Source organism: Lautropia dentalis, assembly GCF_003892345.1.
In the GTDB taxonomy this organism is placed as follows: domain Bacteria; phylum Pseudomonadota; class Gammaproteobacteria; order Burkholderiales; family Burkholderiaceae_E; genus Lautropia; species Lautropia dentalis.
In genome coordinates this window covers 1,423,907-1,443,851 of sequence record NZ_RRUE01000002.1, presented here as the reverse complement: position 1 = coordinate 1,443,851, position 19,945 = coordinate 1,423,907, and the positions used below count along the sequence as shown (strand labels likewise).

The window sequence follows — 19,945 nt, the reverse complement described above, 5'->3', positions numbered from 1 at the left end:
CGACCTCCCTGCTGGCCGGGACCATGACCCTGGTTTCCTGAACACGCATGCGGCTCCCCGCAGAAATCCCCTTCCGCCGACAGGCATGAATTACCCTGCCCTGAACCTCATGTACCCGAACCATATCCGCTATCCCAAACGAGCGCTCTGCTGACCGATCCATTGCTCCATGCCATCCAGTGCATACAGCGCGCTCTGAATGGAAGGCGTCGTCACCTGTGAAGAATCCATGAATACCATGCGCCCTTCCCTGGCCGGTTTCAGGAACCGATCCCAGCCCGGCATCAGACGGCTCAGCGCCTGCTTCGTTGCTGTCTCGCCCCCGTGGGCAGATGTGTAATTGTTCATGACCACAAGAAGGTCCGGATCGAGGCGCCCGAAGACCTCGACATTCACGGGCATGAGCAGGGTGGAGCCCAGCCCGCCATCTGCCCCCGTTTCCGGCAATGCAAGACGCACGTACCCCAGGTCTGCCATGGCCTGGACCAGGCCCGACATGTTTCCAACCACATTGACCTGATCGGTCAGCAGCACGGCGATCCAGGACCGCTTCCCGGCTTCGCCCGGCAGACGGGACTTCAGTGCAGATACCCTCTTCTGGTACATCTGCCAGCGCTCGCCGAACACGGTCTCCCTTCCCAGCAGGGCTGCCAGTCGCCGCTCCACATCGATGCCCTGCACATGGCGAAACCCCACCGGCTGCACGTAGACGGGCGCAACGGACGAAAGCCGTTCCAGCTTGCCGGTATCCAGCTCCGACCCGATGATCAGATCCGGCCTGAGCGCCCTGAGCTGCTCGAGGTCGATCTGGCCAAGCGCGCCGAAACCGCGAGGCTTTGCCCGTCCAGGCCCGAACAGCGCCTCGACGAAGTCCACCCGGGTGGCGAACCTCCCGCTGCTGTCACGCCCATAGGCGCCAACCACCTCGACACCCAGATCCATCAGCGGAATACCCAGCAGTGGTTCATGCATGACCACGATCCGCTCCGGATGTACAGGAATGGCAACCGTGCGCCCGGATCCATCGACGACGTTCCGCATCCGTTCGGCACGGGGATCATTCCCTGCCCATGCGGGAGCCCACGGGCCTGCAACCAGCGTGGCAAGGCATCCCGCAAGCAGCCGTCTCCGGCCAGGCCCCTTACCCTCTCCGAAAGGAACACGTGAACCGCCGTGATCACGCAACATGGTGCCTCCTCATGAGAATGACTGCCAACGGTACACCAGTCAGGATGATGATCACGCCAATGGGCAGCCCCCGGTCATGGGCAATACCCCGCGAGACCGTATCTGCCAGAACGACCATGACACCTCCCGTCAGGGCAGACAGATACAGTCTCGCCCGTGCCCCTGCAGCAGCCATGAAGGCCACCAGATGGGGCGCCATCACCCCGAGCAGCGTCAATGGCCCGACCACCGCCACCGCGGCCGTGTTGCAGACGACGGCAAACAGCAGCAGCCGGGGACGCGAACGCCCGACCTCCTCTCCGATGCTCTGTGCCAGTTCATCTCCCAGCTCGAGCGCGCGTGTCGGAGGACCTGCCCACAACACCCCCACGAAACAGGCAAGGAACAGGGGAAGCATCCAGAACATGTTCCGGGGGCTTGCCTGAAACAGGGTTCCCAGCATCCATTCGGACAGGGACTGGGAAACTTCCGGCGGCATGTAGAGCAACAGAACGCCAGATACGGAAGAAAGGACCGATTCGACGGCAATCCCCATGAGAAGAAGTGCCAGGGAATTTCCCCGTTCCCGTCCCGTCAGCATGAACAGCACCAGCGCAACGCCGCAGCCACCTGCCAGGGCACACAGGAAAACCTGCCACTGCGGCGCGGAAGGCGCCAGAACCAGCACGAGCATGACCGACACGATCGCCCCCTGGCTCAACCCGAGAACACCGGGATCCGCCAGCGCGTTCCGGGTCACGGACTGCAGGATGGCCCCGGACAGCGCAACGGAATATCCTGCCGTGAACCCGACGACGATGCGGGGAATCCGGATGTCGTACAGCGCGTAATGCTGGTCAGGAGACAGCGCCCCGCCCCAGAAAACATCCAGTGGTACGGAAATGCTTCCGGTGCCCAGCGCAAGCAGCACGAGAGCGGCCAGAACCCCGATCAGCGCCAGTGCAACCCGAATGTCTCTCTGGCGGATCTGCAATCCGGCCGGCAGCCGGAGAACGCGATCGCCGGCCACAGATGTCGACCACCTCATGCCCCCGGCCCCCTTCTGGATTTCATGTAGAAATGCCGGACCATGATCATGAATGCAACCCCGCCCACCATGTCGAGAACGACACCCGTATTGACCGTATAGGGACGGAAAACGGTCTGCGCCACCCAGTCTCCGGACACACACAGGGCCGCTCCCGTCACGGCAGCCAGGACAAAGCCTCCGGCAAGACGATTTCCCGCCACAGGGCGCACCATGTGCGGAACGACGAGTCCAACAAACCCAAGGGGACCGGACACCACGACTGCAGAACCACCGCAGGCCAGCGCAGCAATCATGCCGGCAAGACGGACCACCCGGGTATCCACGCCGACGGATGCGGCCTTCTCGTCACCCATCATCATTGCAGCCAGAGGCCTGCCAAGCATCAGCAGCAGCAGTACCGACAGGACACCAATCCACCAGAAGGCGGCCAGTCTGTCCACATAGGCCGGATTGACACTGCCCATGCTCCAGTTCATGAACTCCAGCCTTCGATCCGGATACTGAAGCAGCACGGCACGCGTAATGCCCGTGAACAGCATCGACACGAACGCTCCCGAGAGAATCAGGACGGCCCCGCTTTTCATCCCCCGCCCCGCGTACAGGGCAACCATCAGCAGGCAGAGTATTCCGGCCCCAGCCCCCGCCAGGGCAGCCATGCCCTGGACGAAGGGCGATGCATCGAACAGCACGCCCGCCACGACACCGAGGCAGGTGGCCGCGGCGCTCACCCCCAGGCTGCCCGGAGAGGCCAGTGGATTCCGCACCAGTACCTGCAGCGCCAGCCCGGAAACGGCCAGCATCGCGCCGGCGTACAGCGCAACCAGCATGCGCGGGATCCGCTGGTAGAGAAGAATGGCCTGGGCGTAGCTGTCATCCTGACCGTAGAACAGTGCCGCAAACACCTGCCGGCCAGTCAGCCCCTCGATACCCTGCAGGCCGATCACCACGAGAACCGCAAGAGAAACGGTCAGCAGCAACAGGACACGTGAAACCAACACTCACCTCCAGCCGAAAACCTGCTTTTTCACGACGAAGAGCCACACTTCTGTGTTCAATACGGCACGACGGAGACTACACAGTCACCAGAGCGTGTCATAGGCCCGTTCGTCCCCGCGCCCTCCCCTCCGGGCGCGCAGAACAAGACGGCAGGACCACAGAATCCTGTACGGCGGGAAGACAGACCCATCGCCCGTTCCGCTCGAACACATCCGCATTCACGCCGTATACCGACCGAATGACATCCGCGGTCATGACACGGTGGACAGCCCCCACGGTGACGATACCGCCTTCTTTCATCATCACGAGCCTGTCTGCGAATGCAGCTGCCAGATTGAGGTCGTGCAGGACCAGCAGGATCGTCTTCCCCCTGTCTCTCGCCAGTGTCCCAAGCAGCCCCAGAACGGCGTACTGGTACTTCATGTCCAGATGATTGACCGGTTCATCCAGCAGAATGATGCTGGAATCCTGCGCCAGTGCCATGGCAATCCATGCACGCTGGCGCTGTCCACCGGAAAGGATGCTCATCGCTGTTCCCGCGTGCGCCCTCAGACCCATCGCATCCAGGGCTTCCCGGAAACGCCCACGGTCAATGCCGTCAGGCCCCCCGAAAAAACCATGACGGCCGTAAGCCGCCATTTCCACGATATCCCCCACCGTTGCGTATTCCGGGCAGATCACGTCCTGGGGCATGTACGCAACCAGTCTGGACATCCGTCGCCTGCCCAGGCGCTGGACAGAAATGCCCTCCAGCATGATGCTCCCCGACCTGACCGGGACAAAACCCATGATGGCCTTCAGAAGCGTACTCTTGCCACAGCCATTCGGTCCCACCAGGGCAGCGAGCTGACCGGCGGGGAGCGTGAGTGACAACGCACTGAGCGCATCGGGCATGCCCCGGCCATATCCGGCGCACAGATCCCGCACGATGATCCCGTCGTGGACCTCCCCCTCACCGGCCCCGGCAACGGTGTACGTGCCAGGCCGCCCTGTCTGTCGCATGGACTCATGCATCATGCTGAACCGCCTCATTCTCTGCCCGACAGCACCTGACCCATACCATGGACTGTCTGGCTCAGCCGGGCTTCCGGGGCGAATCGTGGACTCATTTTCCGCCATTCAGGCCAGCCTTCACTTTCCCGACCGATACACCCCCACCTTCACCCCCAGCGCCACCATGGCAATCAGCGCCGGCACGGCCACCACGGCAAAGATGTCCGGCAGGCTCACCTGCCGTGCCGTCAGCGCAGCCACCAGAAACGAGCCGGCAATGCCGCCGAAACGGCCGATGCCCAGCATCCAGGCCACGCCGGTGGCCCGCCCTTCGGTGGGATAGAAGCCGGCTGCCAGCGCCGGCATCGAGGCCTGGGCGGCATTCATCACCAACCCGGCCACGAACACCACAAGCATCAGCAGACCGTGGTCGCCCATGGCCTGGCCGATGGCCCAGACGGTCAGCGCCGTCCCTCCATAGCCCAGTGCCAGCACCCCGCTGCCATTGAAGCGGTCCATCAGCCAGCCCAGCGCCACGGCCCCCACGCCACCCAGCGGGAACAGGGCCGTGACCAGCGAGGCGGTGCGCGGATCCATGCCGCTTTCACGGAACAGCACCGGCATCCAGTTGATCAGCGCATAGAACACCACCAGCCCCATGAAGTAGGCCACCCACAGCATCAGCGACCCCAGCAGGTAATGCCGGGACAGCACGAGGCCGATGCCACGGGCTGGCGCCTGTTCACGACGCACCTCCTGCTCCCGGCGGCCCCCCTTCGCCCGGCGGACCTGCAGGTACCGGGGCGATTCCGGCAGCCACAGGAGCAGGGCAGCCACCAGCACCAGCGGCGCCACGCCACCCAGCTGCAGCACGCTGCGCCAGCCAAAGGCCGGAATCAGCCAGCCGGCCAGAAAGCCGCCCAGTGCAGCGCCCAGCGGAAAGCCGCAGAACATGGCGTTGGTGATGAAGGCGCGGCGCGATGGCGGGCTGAACTCACTCATCAGCGTGACGGCGTTGGGCATGGCAGCACCCAGCCCCACGCCGGTGATGAAGCGCAGTACGGTCAGCATCTGCAGGTCAGGCGAAAAGGCCGAGGCCAGACAGGCCACGCCGAAGACCAGCACCGAGGCCGTCAGCGTCAGCCGCCGGCCCCAGCGGTCGGCCACCGGGCCGGAAAGCAGCGCCCCCGCCGCCAGACCGAACAGGGCCGCGCTGAGCACCGGCGCCAATGCCGGCTTGGCCACACCCCATTCCTGCATCAGCGAGGGCGCGATGTAGCCAATGGCAGCCGTGTCGAAGCCGTCGAGCAGCACCACCAGAAAGCACAGCGCAAAGATCAGCCAGCGTACGGCCCCTGCAGACGGGCTGTCGATGGCCCCTGCTGCCTGGCCAGATGGTCTGGGCGCATGCCCGGTTGATGGGGTTGCCTTGTCGGTGCGGTGATCGGGCATGATCGGTGTCCCCCTGCATGTGCCGGCGGGGCCATGACGTACCCCGCGGGTGGTTTCGGGCCGTGGCAGGTTTGCCCTCCATCTGGCCGAAACGAAAAAGTAGAAAAACGAGCCGCGATGATAGCGCCCCATACCCCGGCGCGTGTCATGGACGCGCTCTGCTGAAAGGAAAACTGAACACACCCACAAAATCACCCGGGTCACTGTTTGACGGGTGCCAAACAGATTCCTATACTGTCGCCGCTCTGAAGGCCAGAGCACAAACGCGTCTTATTTAGCATTCAGCAGGCTGCGCTGCCTGCACGGGAACCAAAGTACCGCAGGATTTTTGCGGAGGCTCCCGGAGGCAGGTGCTCTGCGCCTGCGGCACGCATCTCCTGTCGTGCCTGGCTGGCATCGTTCATCAGCCAGTCCCCTGCTGACTCACATCCTCTTCCCTGCAGCCCCACCGGGGCATCCCCCACTCAACGGAGCAAAATCCATGTTCTCCCGCAAAGTCATTGCCGCCACCCTGCTGTCGCTGGGTCTGGGCGTTTCTGCCACGGCAGCCAACGCCACCACCTATCCGCTGAAGCTCGAGAACTGCGGCTATCCGCTGACCTTCGACAAGGCGCCGGCCCGTGTGGTCACCGTCGGCCAGGCCGGCACCGAAATCCTGTACTCGCTGGGTCTGGCCGACAAGGTGGTCGGTACCTCGGTGTGGTTCAACCCGGTGCTGCCCCAGTTCAAGGCCGTCAATGCCAAAATCCCCCGCCTGGACGACAACGCCCCCAGCTTCGAATCCGTGGTCGACAAGAAGCCGAACCTGGTGGTGACGCAGTTCGAGTGGCACATCGGCAAGGAGGGTGTGGTCGGTACGCGTGAACAGTTCCACGACCTGAAAATCCCCACGTACTCGCTGCTGTCCGACTGCGAAGGCAAGAACAACACGCAGGGCTCCGACGGTACCCGTACCGACGCCTACAACATCAACACGCTGTACAAGAGCATCGACCAGCTGGCCACCATCTTCAACGTCGAGGCCAAGGGCAAGGAACTGGTCAGCGGCCTGAAGGCCCGTGAAGCCGCCGCCGTCGAGAAAGTCAAAAAGGCCGGTGTCAAGAACCTGTCGGCCGTGGTCTGGATGTCCAGCGCCGACATGGAATCCGACCCGTGGCTGGCCGGCCAGAAAGGTGTGGCCGGCTACATGCTGAACCAGCTGGGCATCAAGAACGTGGTCACCTCCAGCGAGGAATGGCCGACCGTGGGCTGGGAAACCGTGGCCAAGGCCAACCCGTCGATGATCATCATCGCCCGCATGGACCGTCGCCGCTTCCCGGCTGACGACCACGAGAAGAAAATCGAGTTCCTGAAGAACGACGCCGTGACCAAGCACATGGACGCCGTGAAGAACAACCGCTTTGCCATCGTGGACGCCGACGCCCTGCAGGCCTCGATCCGCATCGCCGGCGGCATGGAGTCGATTGCCGACACCGTGGTCAAGATGAAGGGCCACAAGCACTGAGCTGCGTTTTCCGAAACGCCACGCTTCGAGGTCTGAACGGAGCACACCGCGCCATGCAGGACGGCGCCCCGCCACCGGGGCTGCCTGTCCTGCCGGCAGCACACGTGTCCTGAACGGGCCACGACCAGGCGGGCAGCAGTCCGTGGACGGTACACCTTCCCTGAAGGCCATGCCCACCCCGGCCGCTGTCCGCCTTCCCGCTTCAACAGCCCGTGCAGGGCCGTCCTGCACAGGGGCCGCCGGCCAGGATGACCATCCCGATGCGCTGACCCGCCCTGCCGTCTGCCCTGACACCACTTTCCCGACCATGGCTCCCCCTGCCCAAAAATCTCCCACCGTGCTGTGGCGCGTGACCGGCATCACCGTCATCGCCCTGGCCGTGCTGTTCCTGACCATGATGCTGTGCATGTCGGTCGGCGAGATCAGCATGCCCTTTGCCTCTATCCGCGATGTGCTGGCCAACCACCTGCTGGGCCTGAACATCGAGGTCGAACCCATCGATGACGGCATCATCTGGAACTACCGTCTGACCCGTGCCATCGTGGCCGCCTGCTGCGGCGCCGGTCTGGCGCTGTCGGGGGTCGTGCTGCAGACGCTGCTGCGCAACTCGCTGGCCGATCCCTACCTGCTCGGCATCTCGGCCGGTGCCTCCACCGGTGCGGTGCTGGTCACCATCGCCGGCGTGGGCGGTGGTCTGGTCTCGATGACCTTCGGCGCCTTCATCGGCGCGCTCACCGCCTTTGCGCTGGTGGCAGCCCTGGCCCAGGCGGCCGGTGGTGGCGGGCTGCGCAACAGCGGCCAGATCATTCTGGCCGGTATTGCCGGCTCGCAGCTGTTCAACGCGCTCACCTCGCTGATCATCGCCAAGTCGGGCAGCGCCGAGCAGGCCCGCGGCATCATGTTCTGGCTGCTGGGCAGCCTGAGCGGCGTGCGCTGGCCCGACGTGCCCATCGCCACCCTCGTGGCCATTGCCGGTCTGGTCATCTGCATGCTGCACGCCCGCGCCCTGGATGCCTTCACCTTCGGCGCCGAATCCGCCCAGGCCCTGGGCGTGCCGGTGCGCCGCGTGCAAGGCATCCTGATGGTGACGGCCGCGCTGATGACCGCCGTCATGGTGTCGGTGGTGGGTGCCATCGGCTTCGTGGGTCTGGTGATTCCGCACGTGGCGCGGATGCTGGTCGGCGTGCGCCACCAGCGGCTGCTGCCCGCCAGTGCGCTGATCGGTGCCCTCTTCCTGATGCTGGCCGACATCACGTCGCGCGTCATGATCAAGGGTCAGGTACTGCCCATCGGCGTCGTTACCGCCCTGGTGGGTGCCCCGGTATTTGCCTTCATCCTGCTGGGTCGCGGCAAGGCACAGCGCTGAACGGAGCAGACATGAACATGAACGCAACCCCGTCACCGGCCACGCCGGGCACCGCCACCGCAAACCCGGCTACTGCGGCCAGCACCGGCCAGCCGGCTGGTGTGCACCTGATCCGCGAAGTGCCGGCGCTCGAAATCAATGGTGTGTCCTGGAACGCCGGGCGCCAGCGCATCGTCCACGACGTGTCGTTCAGCGTCAAAACGGGCGAGCTGCTGGGCCTGATCGGCCCCAACGGCTCGGGCAAGTCCAGCCTGATGCGCGTGATCGCCGGCATCTACCATCCGTCGCAGGGGTCGGTGCACCTGCAGGGTCACAACCTGAAGTCACTGCGCCGGCGCCAGATCGCCCAGGTGATGGCCATGGTCTCGCAGACTGCCGACACGCTGGATGCCATCAGCGCCCGCGATGCCGTGGAGCTGGGCCGCACCCCCTGGCTGTCGGCCCTGCAGAGCTGGTCCGAGCATGATGACCAGCTGGTGCAGGAAGCCCTGCGGGCCGTGCAGATGCACGAGAAGCAGGACCGCCAGTGGGGCCAGATGTCGGGCGGGGAGCGCCAGCGCATCCACATCGCCCGCGCCCTGTGCCAGCAGCCGCAGATCCTGCTGATGGACGAGCCAACCAATCACCTGGACATCCACCAGCAGCTGGCGCTGATGGACCTGGTGCACAGCCTGCCCATCACCAAGGTGCTGGCCATCCACGACCTGAACCAGGCCATGCGCTGCGACCGGCTGGCCGTGATGTACAACGGCCGGCTGCATGCCATCGGCACGCCGCAGCAGGTGCTGACCCAAGAACTGATGCGCGACATCTTCCAGGTACAGGCCGACGAACTGACCGACCCGGCCGATGGCGCCCGGGTGCTGCGCTTCCGGTCCCTGCCCGGCCAGGCCGCTGCCTGAACGGCAAGGCAGCAGGGTGTGCCCGCGCGCATGCCCTGCCCGCCGGATCACCCTGCCTGCGCGCATGGCATGACGCCCGCCGGCGGCGTCTGCCACCCCGGCACATCCTTTTCTGGCAGGATTCATGCCAGCCAGAACCCTTACCCTCCCTGGTGCGCGTCATGGATCCATTCGTCCCCGCGACACCACCTTTGCAGACAGAACCATGAACATGAAAACCCTTGCCTCCCGTCTCTCCCTCGCCGGCGCCCTGGGCGCCCTGCTGCTGGCCGCCACGCCGGCCCATGCCGAAACCGTCGAAGTGAAAATGCTCAATCGCGGTGCCAACGATGCCATGGTGTACGAGCCGGAGTTCGTGAAGATCAAACCGGGTGACACGGTGAAATTCCTCGCCTCGGCCAAGGGGCACGACGCCGTGGCCATGAAGGACATGATCCCCGAAGGCGCCGAGCCCTTCCGCGGCAAGATCAACGAGGAAATCGCCGTCACGCTGACCAAGCCCGGTTTCTACGGCGTCAAGTGCCTGCCCCACTATGCCATGGGCATGGTGATGCTCATCCAGGTGGGCGATGACGCCAAACTGTCCGAACTGAAAGTGCCGGCCGACGCCCCTGCCAAGGTGAAGAAACGCTTCGAGGAAATTGCCGAACGCGCCTCGAAGCAGTAACAAACACCGGCCCTCCCCCACGGCCCGTCGCCCTCCGGCACGGGCCATTTTTTTGGTCCCGACGCCTCCTGGCGTGTGTCATGGGCTCATTCGCACCCACGCTGGCCCAGGCCGTGTGCCGACATGGCGCACTGCGCATACAGGGCTGGCCGCCCTGCCAGGCAATGCAGCGCCGGCAGCGCAAGGTTACAGGTACGCGCCATGAGTTTGACGCACCCGCGTGCGCCTCTCTATACTGGCGCCGCTCTGGTTTCGCCAGTCGCCCGCCCGGTTTTCCGGTGGTGTGGTCCGCCTGCTGCTGCAGCACAGGCTCACCCCACTGCCGACAGGCCCGGACAGGCGCCGTGCGGGAGTCACCCGGGGGCCGTCGTCTGCCCTACCGCTTCCGGGCCACTCAGGGAATCCAGTGCGGACATGCGCAGTGCGCCACCCACCAGCCCCATTCACCCGTGTCCTGCCGCAGCCATGCTGCAGGCAGTCCGGCACCGCAATGGCCGGTTGCAACGGTGCACCACACGCCTGCCCGCCCAAAATGGAACTGCCCCCGCAACTGTAGGCATGGAGCCGGCTTCAGCGGAATCTGCACACCACCCGGTCTGCACATCCGTCACACCACTGAACTGCCTAGACAGCGCAGCCCCGCCTCCGGCGGACTGGCCTTCCCTCCGGGAACTGTCTGCACGGTTCGGGAAGGCGAAGTCCGGCGCTGAAGTGCCAGTCAGGAGACCTGCCCGAGCTGAAGGAACCTCACAGGCCTTTGCCGCGGTTCCTTGACGGTTCATGGCCGGCGGGGTGTCTGGCACTGTGAGCGATCCTTGCTGCATCGTGCCTCATCCGCAGGCAGGGCTGCACACACCGGCGGGCTGTACAGGCCCGATAGTGGTGCCGGTCATTTGCCCGCTCCATCCGGCCAATGCCACCAGGGTTCCCCTCCCATGCTCGCCCCCACGGTCCCGGACCACGCCGGCGCAGCCGCGTCGCGCCCGTTCTGTCCCCGACTTCAAGGAGCGAGTCCCATGTTCTCCCGCAACACCGTTTTTTCCCGCATGGCTGCGTTCAGCCACGGCCCCTCCGTCTCCGGCCCGGCCAGCCTCCCCCGCCGGGCCATGGCTGCGGCCATGCTCGTGCTGGGCCTGGGCTCCCTGCCCATGTCCGCACAGGCCACCACCTACCCGCTGAAGGTGGACAACTGCGGCCACACGCTGGAGTTTGCGAAGGCCCCTGCCTCGGCCATCACCATCGGCCAGGCCGGCACCGAAATGCTGTATTCGCTGGGTCTGGGCGACAGACTGAAAGGCACCTCGGTGTGGTTCAACCCGGTGCTGCCGCAGTTCAAGGCCATCGATGACAAGGTGCCCCGCCTGGCCGACAACGACCCGAGCTTCGAGTCGGTGGTCGAGAAAAAACCCGGTATCGTGATCACCCAGTTCGAATGGCACGTCGGCAAGGAAGGCGTGGTGGCCACCCGCGAGCAGTTCCACGACCTGAAGATCCCCACCTACCTCATGCCGTCGGACTGCGAGGGCAAGGACAACCTGACCGGCTCGGACGGCACCCGCACCGCCGAATACAACATCGACGCCCTCTACAAGAGCATCAGCCAGCTGGCGCAGATATTCGATGTGGAAGCGAAGGGCAAGGCCCTGGTCGATGACCTGAAGGCCCGCCAGGCCGCCGCCGTCGACAAGGTGAAGCAGGCCCAGGTGAAGAACCTGTCGGCCGTGGTGTGGTTCTCCAGCGCCGAAATGGACATGGACCCGTACGTGGCCGGCCAGAAGGGTGTGGCCAGCTACATGCTGAAGGAGCTGGGCATCCGCAACGTGATCAAGTCGAATGAAGAATGGCCGACCGTGGGCTGGGAAACCATTGCTAAGGCCAATCCGTCGCTGATCATCATCGCCCGCATGGACCGCCGCCGCTTCCCGGCCGACGACTACGAGAAGAAACTGGCATTCCTGAAGTCCGACTCGGTGACGAAGCACATGGACGCCGTGAAGCAGGGCCGCATCGCCATCGTGGACGCCGACGCCCTGCAGGCATCGATCCGCATTGCCGATGGCATGGAGTCGATTGCGGACGCGGTGGCGAGGATCAAACGCTGAGTATGTCCGGCGGGTGGCCAATGCGATTGGCTACCCGCGAGATCAGCGCCGAGCGTGTTATGGACGCATTCGTCCCCACGCTGGTCCCGAGTCCATGTGCTGACAAGGCGCACTGCACAGTCACCGGATCTACCAGGATGCTGAACCCGCGGTACGGCGGACGCCAGCACACGGTCTGGCAGGAGAATTGACGGGTGACGGGTGACGGGTGACGGGTGACGGGTGACGGGTGACGGGTGACGGGTGACGGAAGGACAGGATAACGGGGCCATTTTTGCATTGGCCCCGCGCTTCTGGGCATACTGTCCCGCTGGTTGACGGGCATTGGCGTGTGTCATGTACGCATTCGCCCCGTCACGCCCGTTTCCTTTCTTCCTGCCTGCGCCCGGCCCATGAATTCACTCCTGTCCATCGCCTTCGTCTATCTGTTCTCCGCCGTCGTGGCGGTGCCCATTTCCAAACGCCTGGGGCTCGGCTCCGTCCTGGGCTACCTGATTGCCGGCATCATCATCGGCCCCGTGCTGGGACTGGTGGGCAGCGAAACCCATGAGATCCAGGAAGTGGCCGAATTCGGCGTGGTGATGATGCTCTTTCTGGTGGGCATGGAGCTGGAGCCGGCCACGCTCTGGCGGCTACGCAACAAGCTGCTGGGGCTGGGAGGGCTGCAGATACTGGGTACCGTGGCCGTGATGGCCGGACTGGGCATGGCCTTCGGCATGCCGTGGCAGGTGGCCGTGGCGGCTGGCTGCGTGGTGGCCTCGTCGTCCACCGCCATCGTGCTGCAGACACTGGGCGAAAAGGGTCTGCTGGGCTGCCCGGGTGGCCAGAGCGCATTTTCCGTGCTGCTCTTTCAGGACATTGCCGTCATCCCCATGCTGGCGCTGCTGCCGCTGCTGGCCATGCCGGAACTGGCCGGCCATGCGGGCGGTGGTGAAGCAGAGACCACCGCCACACTGCTGGACGGCCTGAGCAGCTGGCTCAAGACGCTCATCATCCTTGGGGTGGTGGGTGGCATCGTAGTGGGCGGACATTATCTGTCGCGCCCGGTGTTTCGCTACATTGCCGAATCGCGCCTGCGCGAGGTGTACACCGCCTTTGCGCTGATGCTGGTGGTAGGCATTGCCGCGCTGATGAACCTGGTGGGCCTGTCACCGGCACTGGGCGCCTTTCTGGCCGGCGTGGTGCTGGCCGACAGCGAATATCGCCACGCCCTGGAAAGCACGCTCGATCCCTTCAAGGGCCTGCTGCTGGGGCTGTTCTTCATCACGGTGGGCGCCGGCATGAATTTCGGGCTGCTGGCCAGCGAATTCTTCACCATTCTGGGCATGACGGTGGGGGTCATGGTGGTAAAGGCCGCCGTGCTGTATGCGCTGGGCAAGGCATTTCGCCTGAAGCGTCTGGACAACCAGCTGTTTTCCCTGTCACTGTCGCAGGCCGGCGAGTTCGGCTTCGTGCTGATTTCCTTCGTGGTGCAGCATGCGGTGATGCCGTCGGCCATGGGCGAACGGCTGATGCTGGTGGTGGCGCTGTCGATGCTGCTCACCCCCACGCTCTTCATCGTGTACGAGAAGCTGCTGGCCCCTCGCGCCGCCACCAGCGACACGCGCGAGGCCGACAGCATCGAGGAGGAGAATCCGGTCATCATTGCCGGCCACGGACGCTTTGGCCAGATGGTCAGCAGCCTGCTGCTGGCCTGCGGCCACCGGTCCACCGTGATCGACTACGACGCCGAAACGGTGGACGGCATGACCCGCTACGGCATGAAGACCTACTATGGCGACGCGACGATTCCCGCCCTGCTGGAAACGGCCGGCATCGCCCGGGCCAGACTGCTGATCCTGGCCATCGACGGCCGCGAACAGGCCGTGCAGATCGTCGAGTATGTGCATCGCCTGTACCCGGACCTGCCCATCATCTCGCGCGCCTACGACCGGCTGCATGTGTACGAACTCCACCGCGCCGGCAGCATTGCCCTGATTCGTGAGCTGTTCGACTCGTCCATCCGCTGCGGCCAGACGGCCCTGGAGTTCCTCGGCATGGACGCCGGCCAGGCCGAACGGATGGCTTCGTTCTACGCAGCCCGCGACCGCCGCAGCGTGCGCCTGATGGCGGAAGCCTGGCAGCCAGGCCAGGGCCGCTTCAGCAACCCGGAAATGGCAAAGATTGGCCAGGACGACGATGCCGAGACCCAGGCCATGATGGCCGCCCTGATGCGCGGCGAAGCCGTGGACTGGCAGCCGGGCGAGGAAGGCTGGCGGGAGCGGCTGGCAGCACGGCGAACGGCACAGCGTAGGAGCACGGACAAGGCCGGCAGCGCAGAACGGACGCAGCCCCCGAACACCCGCCCGTGACCTCCGGAAGAAGCGGCGACCATCCGCTCACGGAGCAGCCGGCGGCCACGGATGAAGGCCGGCAGCCATGGATGAAGGCTGGCGGCCATGGATGAAACGGCCGCCTTCCCCGCGGGACGGCTCATGCGCAGACTGCAGTTGCAACATCGGATATCCCCGCATACCGCGGGCGTTGCAAAACGGACTCAGGAAAAACCATTAATATCTTGCAGACGACACCGGCCAGTGACGGGGCATTCCCGCCCCTCCCGGCCCCTGACCGCGCACGACGCAAGGAGTTACGCATGGGTCTGAACGCTCTCTTTCTCGGGTACGGCCGCATGGGCGCGGCCCTGGGTGAAGCCTGGCTGACTGCCGGCCTCGTGGATGGCATCGACGCCGTGGATCCACTGCGTGCCCAGGACGTGAAGGCCCGCATCTACCGTCAGGCCGCGGACCTGCCAGCCACCCGGTACGATCTGGTGGTCATGGCCGTCAAGCCCGCCATGGCCCGCGAGGCACTCAGTGCCCTGCCCGCCTCCCAGCTGGAAAAGGCCACCGTGATGTCGGTGATGGCCGGCGTGTCCATCGACACCCTGCGGGCCGCCCTGCCGGTTCAGCGCCCGGTGGTGCGCAGCATGCCCAATACGCCAGTGATGGTCCGTCAGGGCTGTGTGGGCCTGTACGCCGGCAACGATGTCTCCTCCACCCTGCGTGACACCCTCACCCGGCTGCTCAACGCCGTGGGCCGCGCCTTCTGGGTGCAGAACGAGGACCAGCTGCATGCCGTCACGGCCATCAGCGGCAGTGGCCCTGCCTACTATCACCTGTTCAGCGAGGCGCTGGCCGACGCGGCCGTGCAGCTGGGTCTGCCCCGGGATCTGGCCCGTCAGCTGGCCGCGCAGACCGCGCTGGGAGCCGCCACCCTGCAGGCCCAGGAAGGCGCCGACTTTGCCGAGCTGCGCCAGGCCGTCACCTCCCCCAATGGCACCACCCACGCGGCCATCGAGGCGTTCGAAGCCGGCCATGCCCTGCGGCGGCTGGTGCACGAGGCCGCGGAACAGGCACGCAAGCGGTCGGTGGAGCTGGCCGGAGGCTGAGGCGGCGGCATGCCCGTCCGGTTCCCCGAACGGGCAGTCCTTTCATATGCCATCCAGCCCCGCACAAAACTTCTGCAACGGCATAGTCTGGCGCCCGGCTCCACGGGGGCGATTCGACCATGGCACCATCAAACCGGGCGACAAGGCTGGCAATCACCGCGGCCGTGGCCGATGACGGCACACCCGGCGTAAAGACGCTCGATGTCCACACCGCCGCTACCGGCACCGGTGCGCCATGAATTCCGCCACATAATCGCTGGAGGGATTGTCCACCAGCTCCCGTGGTGTGCCCTGCTGGATCAGCTGGCCCTCGTTGAGAATGGCGATGCGGTTGCCCATTTTCAGGGCCTCATCGATGTCGTGGGTGATGAAGATGATGGTCTTTTTCAGGCGCTGCTGCAGGTCCAGCACGCGATCCTGCAGCTTGATGCGGATGAGCGGATCCAGCGCCGAAAAAGCCTCGTCCATCAGAATGATGTCGGTATCGGCCGCCAGTGCCCGGGCCAGACCGACACGCTGGCGCATGCCACCGGAGAGCTGCTCGGGGTAGCGGTCTTCCTGCCCGGTCAGCTCCATTTCATCCAGCCAGTGACGCGCGCGCTCCTCCTGCTCCCTGCGGGAAAGCCCCTGCACACGCAGGCCATAGCAGGTGTTCTGCAGAACCGTCATGTGCGAAATCAGCCCGAAATGCTGGAACACCATGCTGACGCGGTGACGGCGAAATTCGCGCAGGCCACGTTCGTCCAGTCCGGTGACATGGGTGTCGCAGGCCCAGACCTCGCCGCAGCTGGGTTCGATGAGGCGGTTGACGTGGCGCACCAGTGTGGACTTGCCCGAACCGGACATGCCGATGATGCAGAAAATCTCTCCCTCGTCGATGCCGAGATTGATGTCGCGCAGCCCCACCTGGCAGCCGGTGCGGGCCAGGATGTCGGCACTGCTGGCGCCGTCGCGCAGCATCTCCAGCGCAGGCCCCGTCTTTCGGCCGTAGATCTTGCTGATGTGTCTGAACACGATGCTGGTCATCGCACAGGCCTCCCCGCCATCGGACGCGCCCGGCCCGTCAGGTCCACGCGCCCCCTGGCGTGCCCCTCCCCCGTCCCGGTTCCGGTGAAGCCCTGGTCCATCAGGCGCATCTGCCCCATCATGCCTTCCTCCCATATGCCTGCGTGATGCGGTCGATGACGATGGCCAGAATCACGATGGCGGTACCCGCCTGCACCCCTTGCCCGATGTTGAGGGTCTGGATGGCCTGCAGCACGTGCTCACCCAGCCCCCGGGCACCGATCATCGAGGCCACCACCACCATGCCCAGCGACATCATCACTGCCTGATTGATGCCGGCCATGATGCTCGGACGTGCCTGCGGCAGCAGCACCCACCACAGCAGCTGCCAGCGGGTATTGCCGAAGGAATCGGCTGCCTCCACCATCCGCGCATCCACCTGCCGGATACCCAGTGCCGTGAGGCGGATGAGCGGCGCAATGGCATAGACCACGGTGGCAAACAGCGCCGGTACCTTGCCAATGCCGAACAACATCAGCACCGGAATGAGGTACACAAACGACGGCATGGTCTGGATGATGTCGAGCACCGGCGTGAAGATGCGGCACAGGCGTTCGTTGCGCGCCATGATGATGCCCAGCGGAAAGCCCAGCAGCATGATGAAGAGCGACGAGGCGATCAGCAGGGCCAGCGTCTGCATCAGCGCCGTCCAGAGGCCAAAGCCCCCCACCACATAGAAGCCCGCCATGCACAGCACAGCCATCCAGAGCCGACGGGTGGCGTGCCACGCCACCAGGCCGAGCACGGCCAGCACCAGCCAGGGTAGCAAACCGTCGAGCGCCTGCTCCAGCGGCAGCAGCAGGCCATCGAGCGTGAGCTGGCTGATGCGGCGGAACTGCTCGCCATGCTTCTGCACCGTACGGGCCAGCGAATGGTTCAGGGCATCGGCCACCGACCACGACGGGAAAAAGCCCGCAGGCTGCGCAGGATTTTCTGCGGCACTGCCGTATTTCTGCTGCAGGCGCACGCGGGCATCATCCGATACCCAGTGTTGCCAGATATCGGGATTGTCACGCAGGAAGATACCGGCCTGTTCATCCCCCTTGCGCCGGTGTTCGGCCATGTCGAGGATCATCCGGTTCAGAATGGCCGGCTCGAACTGCAGCTTTTCCAGCAGGGCCACCAGCTCGGGATGCTGCTGCCGGAACGGCATGGATACGGCAACCGTCAGTTTCGAGACGGGAAAACCCGACACACAGCCGGGGCCTCCTCGGCCATCCCTTGCCTTGCCGTCCTTTTCCCCGCCGGCCTGCGCCCCGGCATCCAGCGCCTTGCCATCCTTCGTCTTGCCGTCCTTCGTCCTGCCCTCCGTGCCGGAGGCTGTGCCGTTCACATCCGGTGTACTGTCTGTCGCCGCATCCTGACCGGCAGCAGCATCGTCTTCGGCCTTCAGCAGCGTTTTCCAGCACCCTTCATCGTAGGCCGGAAATTCGATGGGCCGCATGTTGTACTTCGCCATCAGGCCCGAGGGCTGCCAGTAATAGAAGAGAATGGGCTTGTGCTGCTCGAAGGCGGCCGAAATCTCGGCATCCAGCGCAGCGCCGGTACCGGGGTGGACGTTGTTGTAGGCACCGGAGAGGCCGGTGTTTTTCAGCAGGCGGGTGTTGAAGGTTTCGCACACCCAGCCGGAGGGGCAGTTGAGCAGGCGGGCCTTGCCGGGTTTTTCCGGGTCGGGAAACAGGCGGGCGTAGCGGGCCAGATCCTGCACCGTTTTCAGATCGGGATATGCCTTCTGCACATAGTCGGGCACATACCAGCCCTGCACGGCACCACCCTTGAGCGTGTCACCGATGATGGCCACGCGGTGCTCGCGCTCGGCCTGGTCCATCACGGCAGAGCGCCCCACCCACTGTTCGGCAATGAGCTGGATGTCGTTCTGCATCAGCGCCGTTTCCAGCGACGCAGACGAACCGGGCACGATTTCCGTACGGCAGCCATAGCCGTCACGCAGCAGGCGGTCGATGATGGCGGTGGTGATCTGGCCGCTTTCCCAGTCCAGACCGGCAAGGCGGATGGGCGCTTTCGAGGCACAGGCGCCGGTTGCAGAACCGGGCGCCGTGCCGGCAGCAGAACGGCCCTCGTCTTCCCCTGCTGGCGTCCCATCTTCGGTACCGGCTTTGGTACTTGCCTTGGCGCTGTTTTCGGTACCAGCCTTGGCGTTGCTTTCGGTACCGGCTGACGCAAGTACCACCCTGCCGTCAGAGGCACGGGCCGCAGCCGGCGCAACCATGACGGCGCTGCTCGCCATCAGCAGCAAAAACAGGGCAATGAGCCACTTCTTCGGCATGCGCGCGTCTCACTCTCGCGAAGGGAGTTTTGTGGAAAAGGGAGCGCACGCTGCAAGGCGGCAGGACACGCTTCGAAAAGTGTGCCACATCCGGCGCGACAGACGCATGGGTGTTTTGCAGCGATGTAACAGCGCCAATCGCTGCCCTGAATCCCCCCGCCCGTCGTCGCCAGCACGGTCGGGTTGCGTTGCGCCCCCGTCACGCCCTGTCCAACTGCCCTGCCCGCTCGCCCGGTCAGCCCGCCAGGGCGCCCCGCCCTGCCAGCCCACTCTGGCTGCCTGCCAGACTTGCCCGGGTCGTCTGACTTGCCCGGGCAGCCTGCATTGCCCGGGCTACCGGTATGGCGCGTCTTTTTGTTATTTGCGCTGTTTGCCCGCCTTGCCGGACTCGGCCCGGAAGAAGGCCCACTCTTCCACGACGCGGCCATCGGGCAGGTGGCAGTAGCCCACTTCGCCGGCGGCTTCCTGGCGAATCTCCAGCTTGCCGCCCTGCTGGATGCAGAAGTCGGAAGCGGGGTTGGACATGCCGATCATCGGGGATTCCTCCCCGGGCTGCCCACTGGAAGGCTGAACGCCCGATGACGGCTTGCCGGATGACCGGGTTTGCGCAGAGGCGCCACCGGACGGACGGGTGCTGTGTTCGTGCTGCATGGTCTGGCCCGAAGCGGAAGTGCTGTTCTGGACAGCGGTGTTCTGTGCGGAGGATGTCGTACCCTGTGCGGAGGACACCGGTTGCTGCACGGACGACGCTGCATCCTGGACGGGGGTGGTGCACGCAGCCAGGAGACCGGCAGACAGGATCAGCAGCAGTTTCTTCATGAGTTTTACCTCTCAAAATACAACGGTACGCGGCTTCCCGGCACACAGGCACGGCAACACCATGCACCAGGCCGGGAGTACGGCAGCCACACCCCGGCAAGACCGGAACGTCTCCACGGCGAAAAACCGGGAAACCCTGCAATG

15 protein-coding genes are annotated in these 19,945 nt (G+C 65.0%); 7 read left to right on the top strand and 8 right to left on the bottom strand.

Annotated features, from left to right (window positions below):
- Positions 1-129: 129 nt before the first annotated feature.
- From EHV23_RS13850 to EHV23_RS13830, 5 genes are all read right to left on the bottom strand, one after another.
- Positions 130-1,188, bottom strand: a complete 1,059-nt coding sequence (locus EHV23_RS13850) for an ABC transporter substrate-binding protein (RefSeq protein ID WP_125096583.1) — start codon at positions 1,186-1,188, stop codon at positions 130-132.
- Entirely contained in the window at positions 1,178-2,197 is a 1,020-nt protein-coding gene (locus EHV23_RS13845) for a FecCD family ABC transporter permease (protein ID WP_203229014.1), read from the bottom strand. Before EHV23_RS13845 ends, EHV23_RS13850 begins: the two co-directional genes overlap by 11 nt.
- A gap of 14 nt (positions 2,198-2,211) precedes the next feature.
- Positions 2,212-3,213: a FecCD family ABC transporter permease gene (locus tag EHV23_RS13840; protein WP_158615988.1), complete on the bottom strand. Its 1,002-nt coding sequence runs from the start codon at positions 3,211-3,213 to the stop codon at positions 2,212-2,214.
- Between the two features lie 97 nt (positions 3,214-3,310).
- Complete coding sequence (locus tag EHV23_RS13835; protein WP_203229013.1) at positions 3,311-4,231, bottom strand: ABC transporter ATP-binding protein; 921 nt, start codon at positions 4,229-4,231, stop codon at positions 3,311-3,313.
- A gap of 114 nt (positions 4,232-4,345) precedes the next feature.
- Positions 4,346-5,659 (bottom strand): MFS transporter, encoded by a 1,314-nt coding sequence (locus tag EHV23_RS13830; protein ID WP_125096580.1) that lies wholly within the window; start codon positions 5,657-5,659, stop codon positions 4,346-4,348.
- Positions 5,660-6,140: 481 nt separating this feature from the next.
- On the opposite strand from EHV23_RS13830, the gene EHV23_RS13825 reads away from it, so the two are divergent.
- The 7 genes from EHV23_RS13825 to proC all read left to right on the top strand — a co-directional run bounded on the left by EHV23_RS13825 (position 6,141) and on the right by proC (position 15,630).
- Entirely contained in the window at positions 6,141-7,163 is a 1,023-nt protein-coding gene (locus EHV23_RS13825; protein WP_125096579.1) for an ABC transporter substrate-binding protein, read from the top strand.
- A gap of 307 nt (positions 7,164-7,470) precedes the next feature.
- On the top strand, positions 7,471-8,529 hold the full coding sequence (locus EHV23_RS13820; protein ID WP_125096578.1) for a FecCD family ABC transporter permease: 1,059 nt from the start codon (positions 7,471-7,473) through the stop codon (positions 8,527-8,529).
- Positions 8,530-8,546: 17 nt separating this feature from the next.
- Positions 8,547-9,431: an ABC transporter ATP-binding protein gene (locus EHV23_RS13815; RefSeq protein ID WP_125096577.1), complete on the top strand. Its 885-nt coding sequence runs from the start codon at positions 8,547-8,549 to the stop codon at positions 9,429-9,431.
- A gap of 205 nt (positions 9,432-9,636) precedes the next feature.
- On the top strand, positions 9,637-10,098 hold the full coding sequence (locus EHV23_RS13810) for a pseudoazurin (RefSeq protein WP_125096576.1): 462 nt from the start codon (positions 9,637-9,639) through the stop codon (positions 10,096-10,098).
- 1,016 nt (positions 10,099-11,114) lie between these two features.
- A complete protein-coding gene (locus EHV23_RS13805) occupies positions 11,115-12,200 on the top strand; it encodes an ABC transporter substrate-binding protein (RefSeq protein WP_238990463.1) in 1,086 nt (361 codons plus the stop codon).
- A gap of 392 nt (positions 12,201-12,592) precedes the next feature.
- Entirely contained in the window at positions 12,593-14,551 is a 1,959-nt protein-coding gene (locus tag EHV23_RS13800) for a monovalent cation:proton antiporter-2 (CPA2) family protein (protein WP_125096575.1), read from the top strand.
- A gap of 284 nt (positions 14,552-14,835) precedes the next feature.
- Complete coding sequence (gene proC, locus EHV23_RS13795) at positions 14,836-15,630, top strand: pyrroline-5-carboxylate reductase (RefSeq protein ID WP_125096574.1); 795 nt, start codon at positions 14,836-14,838, stop codon at positions 15,628-15,630.
- Positions 15,631-15,846: 216 nt separating this feature from the next.
- Here the strand turns inward: proC and EHV23_RS13790 are convergent, their stop codons facing one another.
- The 3 genes from EHV23_RS13790 to EHV23_RS16235 form a co-directional block, all read right to left on the bottom strand.
- A complete protein-coding gene (locus tag EHV23_RS13790) occupies positions 15,847-16,644 on the bottom strand; it encodes a betaine/proline/choline family ABC transporter ATP-binding protein (RefSeq protein WP_238990462.1) in 798 nt (265 codons plus the stop codon).
- Positions 16,645-16,774: 130 nt separating this feature from the next.
- Positions 16,775-18,982 carry a glycine betaine ABC transporter substrate-binding protein gene (locus EHV23_RS13785; protein WP_125096572.1) on the bottom strand — a complete coding sequence of 736 codons (2,208 nt, stop codon included), beginning with the start codon at positions 18,980-18,982 and terminating at the stop codon, positions 16,775-16,777.
- 357 nt (positions 18,983-19,339) lie between these two features.
- Complete coding sequence (locus tag EHV23_RS16235; RefSeq protein ID WP_238990461.1) at positions 19,340-19,801, bottom strand: putative hemolysin; 462 nt, start codon at positions 19,799-19,801, stop codon at positions 19,340-19,342.
- Positions 19,802-19,945: the final 144 nt, after the last annotated feature.

Bases quoted from the DNA above. Each gene is read 5' to 3' on its own strand.
- EHV23_RS13815 (WP_125096577.1), top strand. From the start codon at position 8,547: ATGAACGCAACCCCGTCACCGGCCACGCCGGGCACCGCCACCGCAAAC.
- EHV23_RS13825 (WP_125096579.1), top strand. From the start codon at position 6,141: ATGTTCTCCCGCAAAGTCATTGCCGCCACCCTGCTGTCGCTGGGTCTG.
- EHV23_RS13805 (WP_238990463.1), top strand. From the start codon at position 11,115: ATGTTCTCCCGCAACACCGTTTTTTCCCGCATGGCTGCGTTCAGCCAC.
- EHV23_RS13850 (WP_125096583.1), bottom strand. From the start codon at position 1,188: ATGTTGCGTGATCACGGCGGTTCACGTGTTCCTTTCGGAGAGGGTAAG.
- EHV23_RS13810 (WP_125096576.1), top strand. From the start codon at position 9,637: ATGAACATGAAAACCCTTGCCTCCCGTCTCTCCCTCGCCGGCGCCCTG.
- EHV23_RS16235 (WP_238990461.1), bottom strand. From the start codon at position 19,801: ATGAAGAAACTGCTGCTGATCCTGTCTGCCGGTCTCCTGGCTGCGTGC.
- EHV23_RS13830 (WP_125096580.1), bottom strand. From the start codon at position 5,659: ATGCCCGATCACCGCACCGACAAGGCAACCCCATCAACCGGGCATGCG.
- EHV23_RS13835 (WP_203229013.1), bottom strand. From the start codon at position 4,231: ATGATGCATGAGTCCATGCGACAGACAGGGCGGCCTGGCACGTACACC.
- EHV23_RS13800 (WP_125096575.1), top strand. From the start codon at position 12,593: ATGAATTCACTCCTGTCCATCGCCTTCGTCTATCTGTTCTCCGCCGTC.
- proC (WP_125096574.1), top strand. From the start codon at position 14,836: ATGGGTCTGAACGCTCTCTTTCTCGGGTACGGCCGCATGGGCGCGGCC.
- EHV23_RS13820 (WP_125096578.1), top strand. From the start codon at position 7,471: ATGGCTCCCCCTGCCCAAAAATCTCCCACCGTGCTGTGGCGCGTGACC.
- EHV23_RS13785 (WP_125096572.1), bottom strand. From the start codon at position 18,982: ATGCCGAAGAAGTGGCTCATTGCCCTGTTTTTGCTGCTGATGGCGAGC.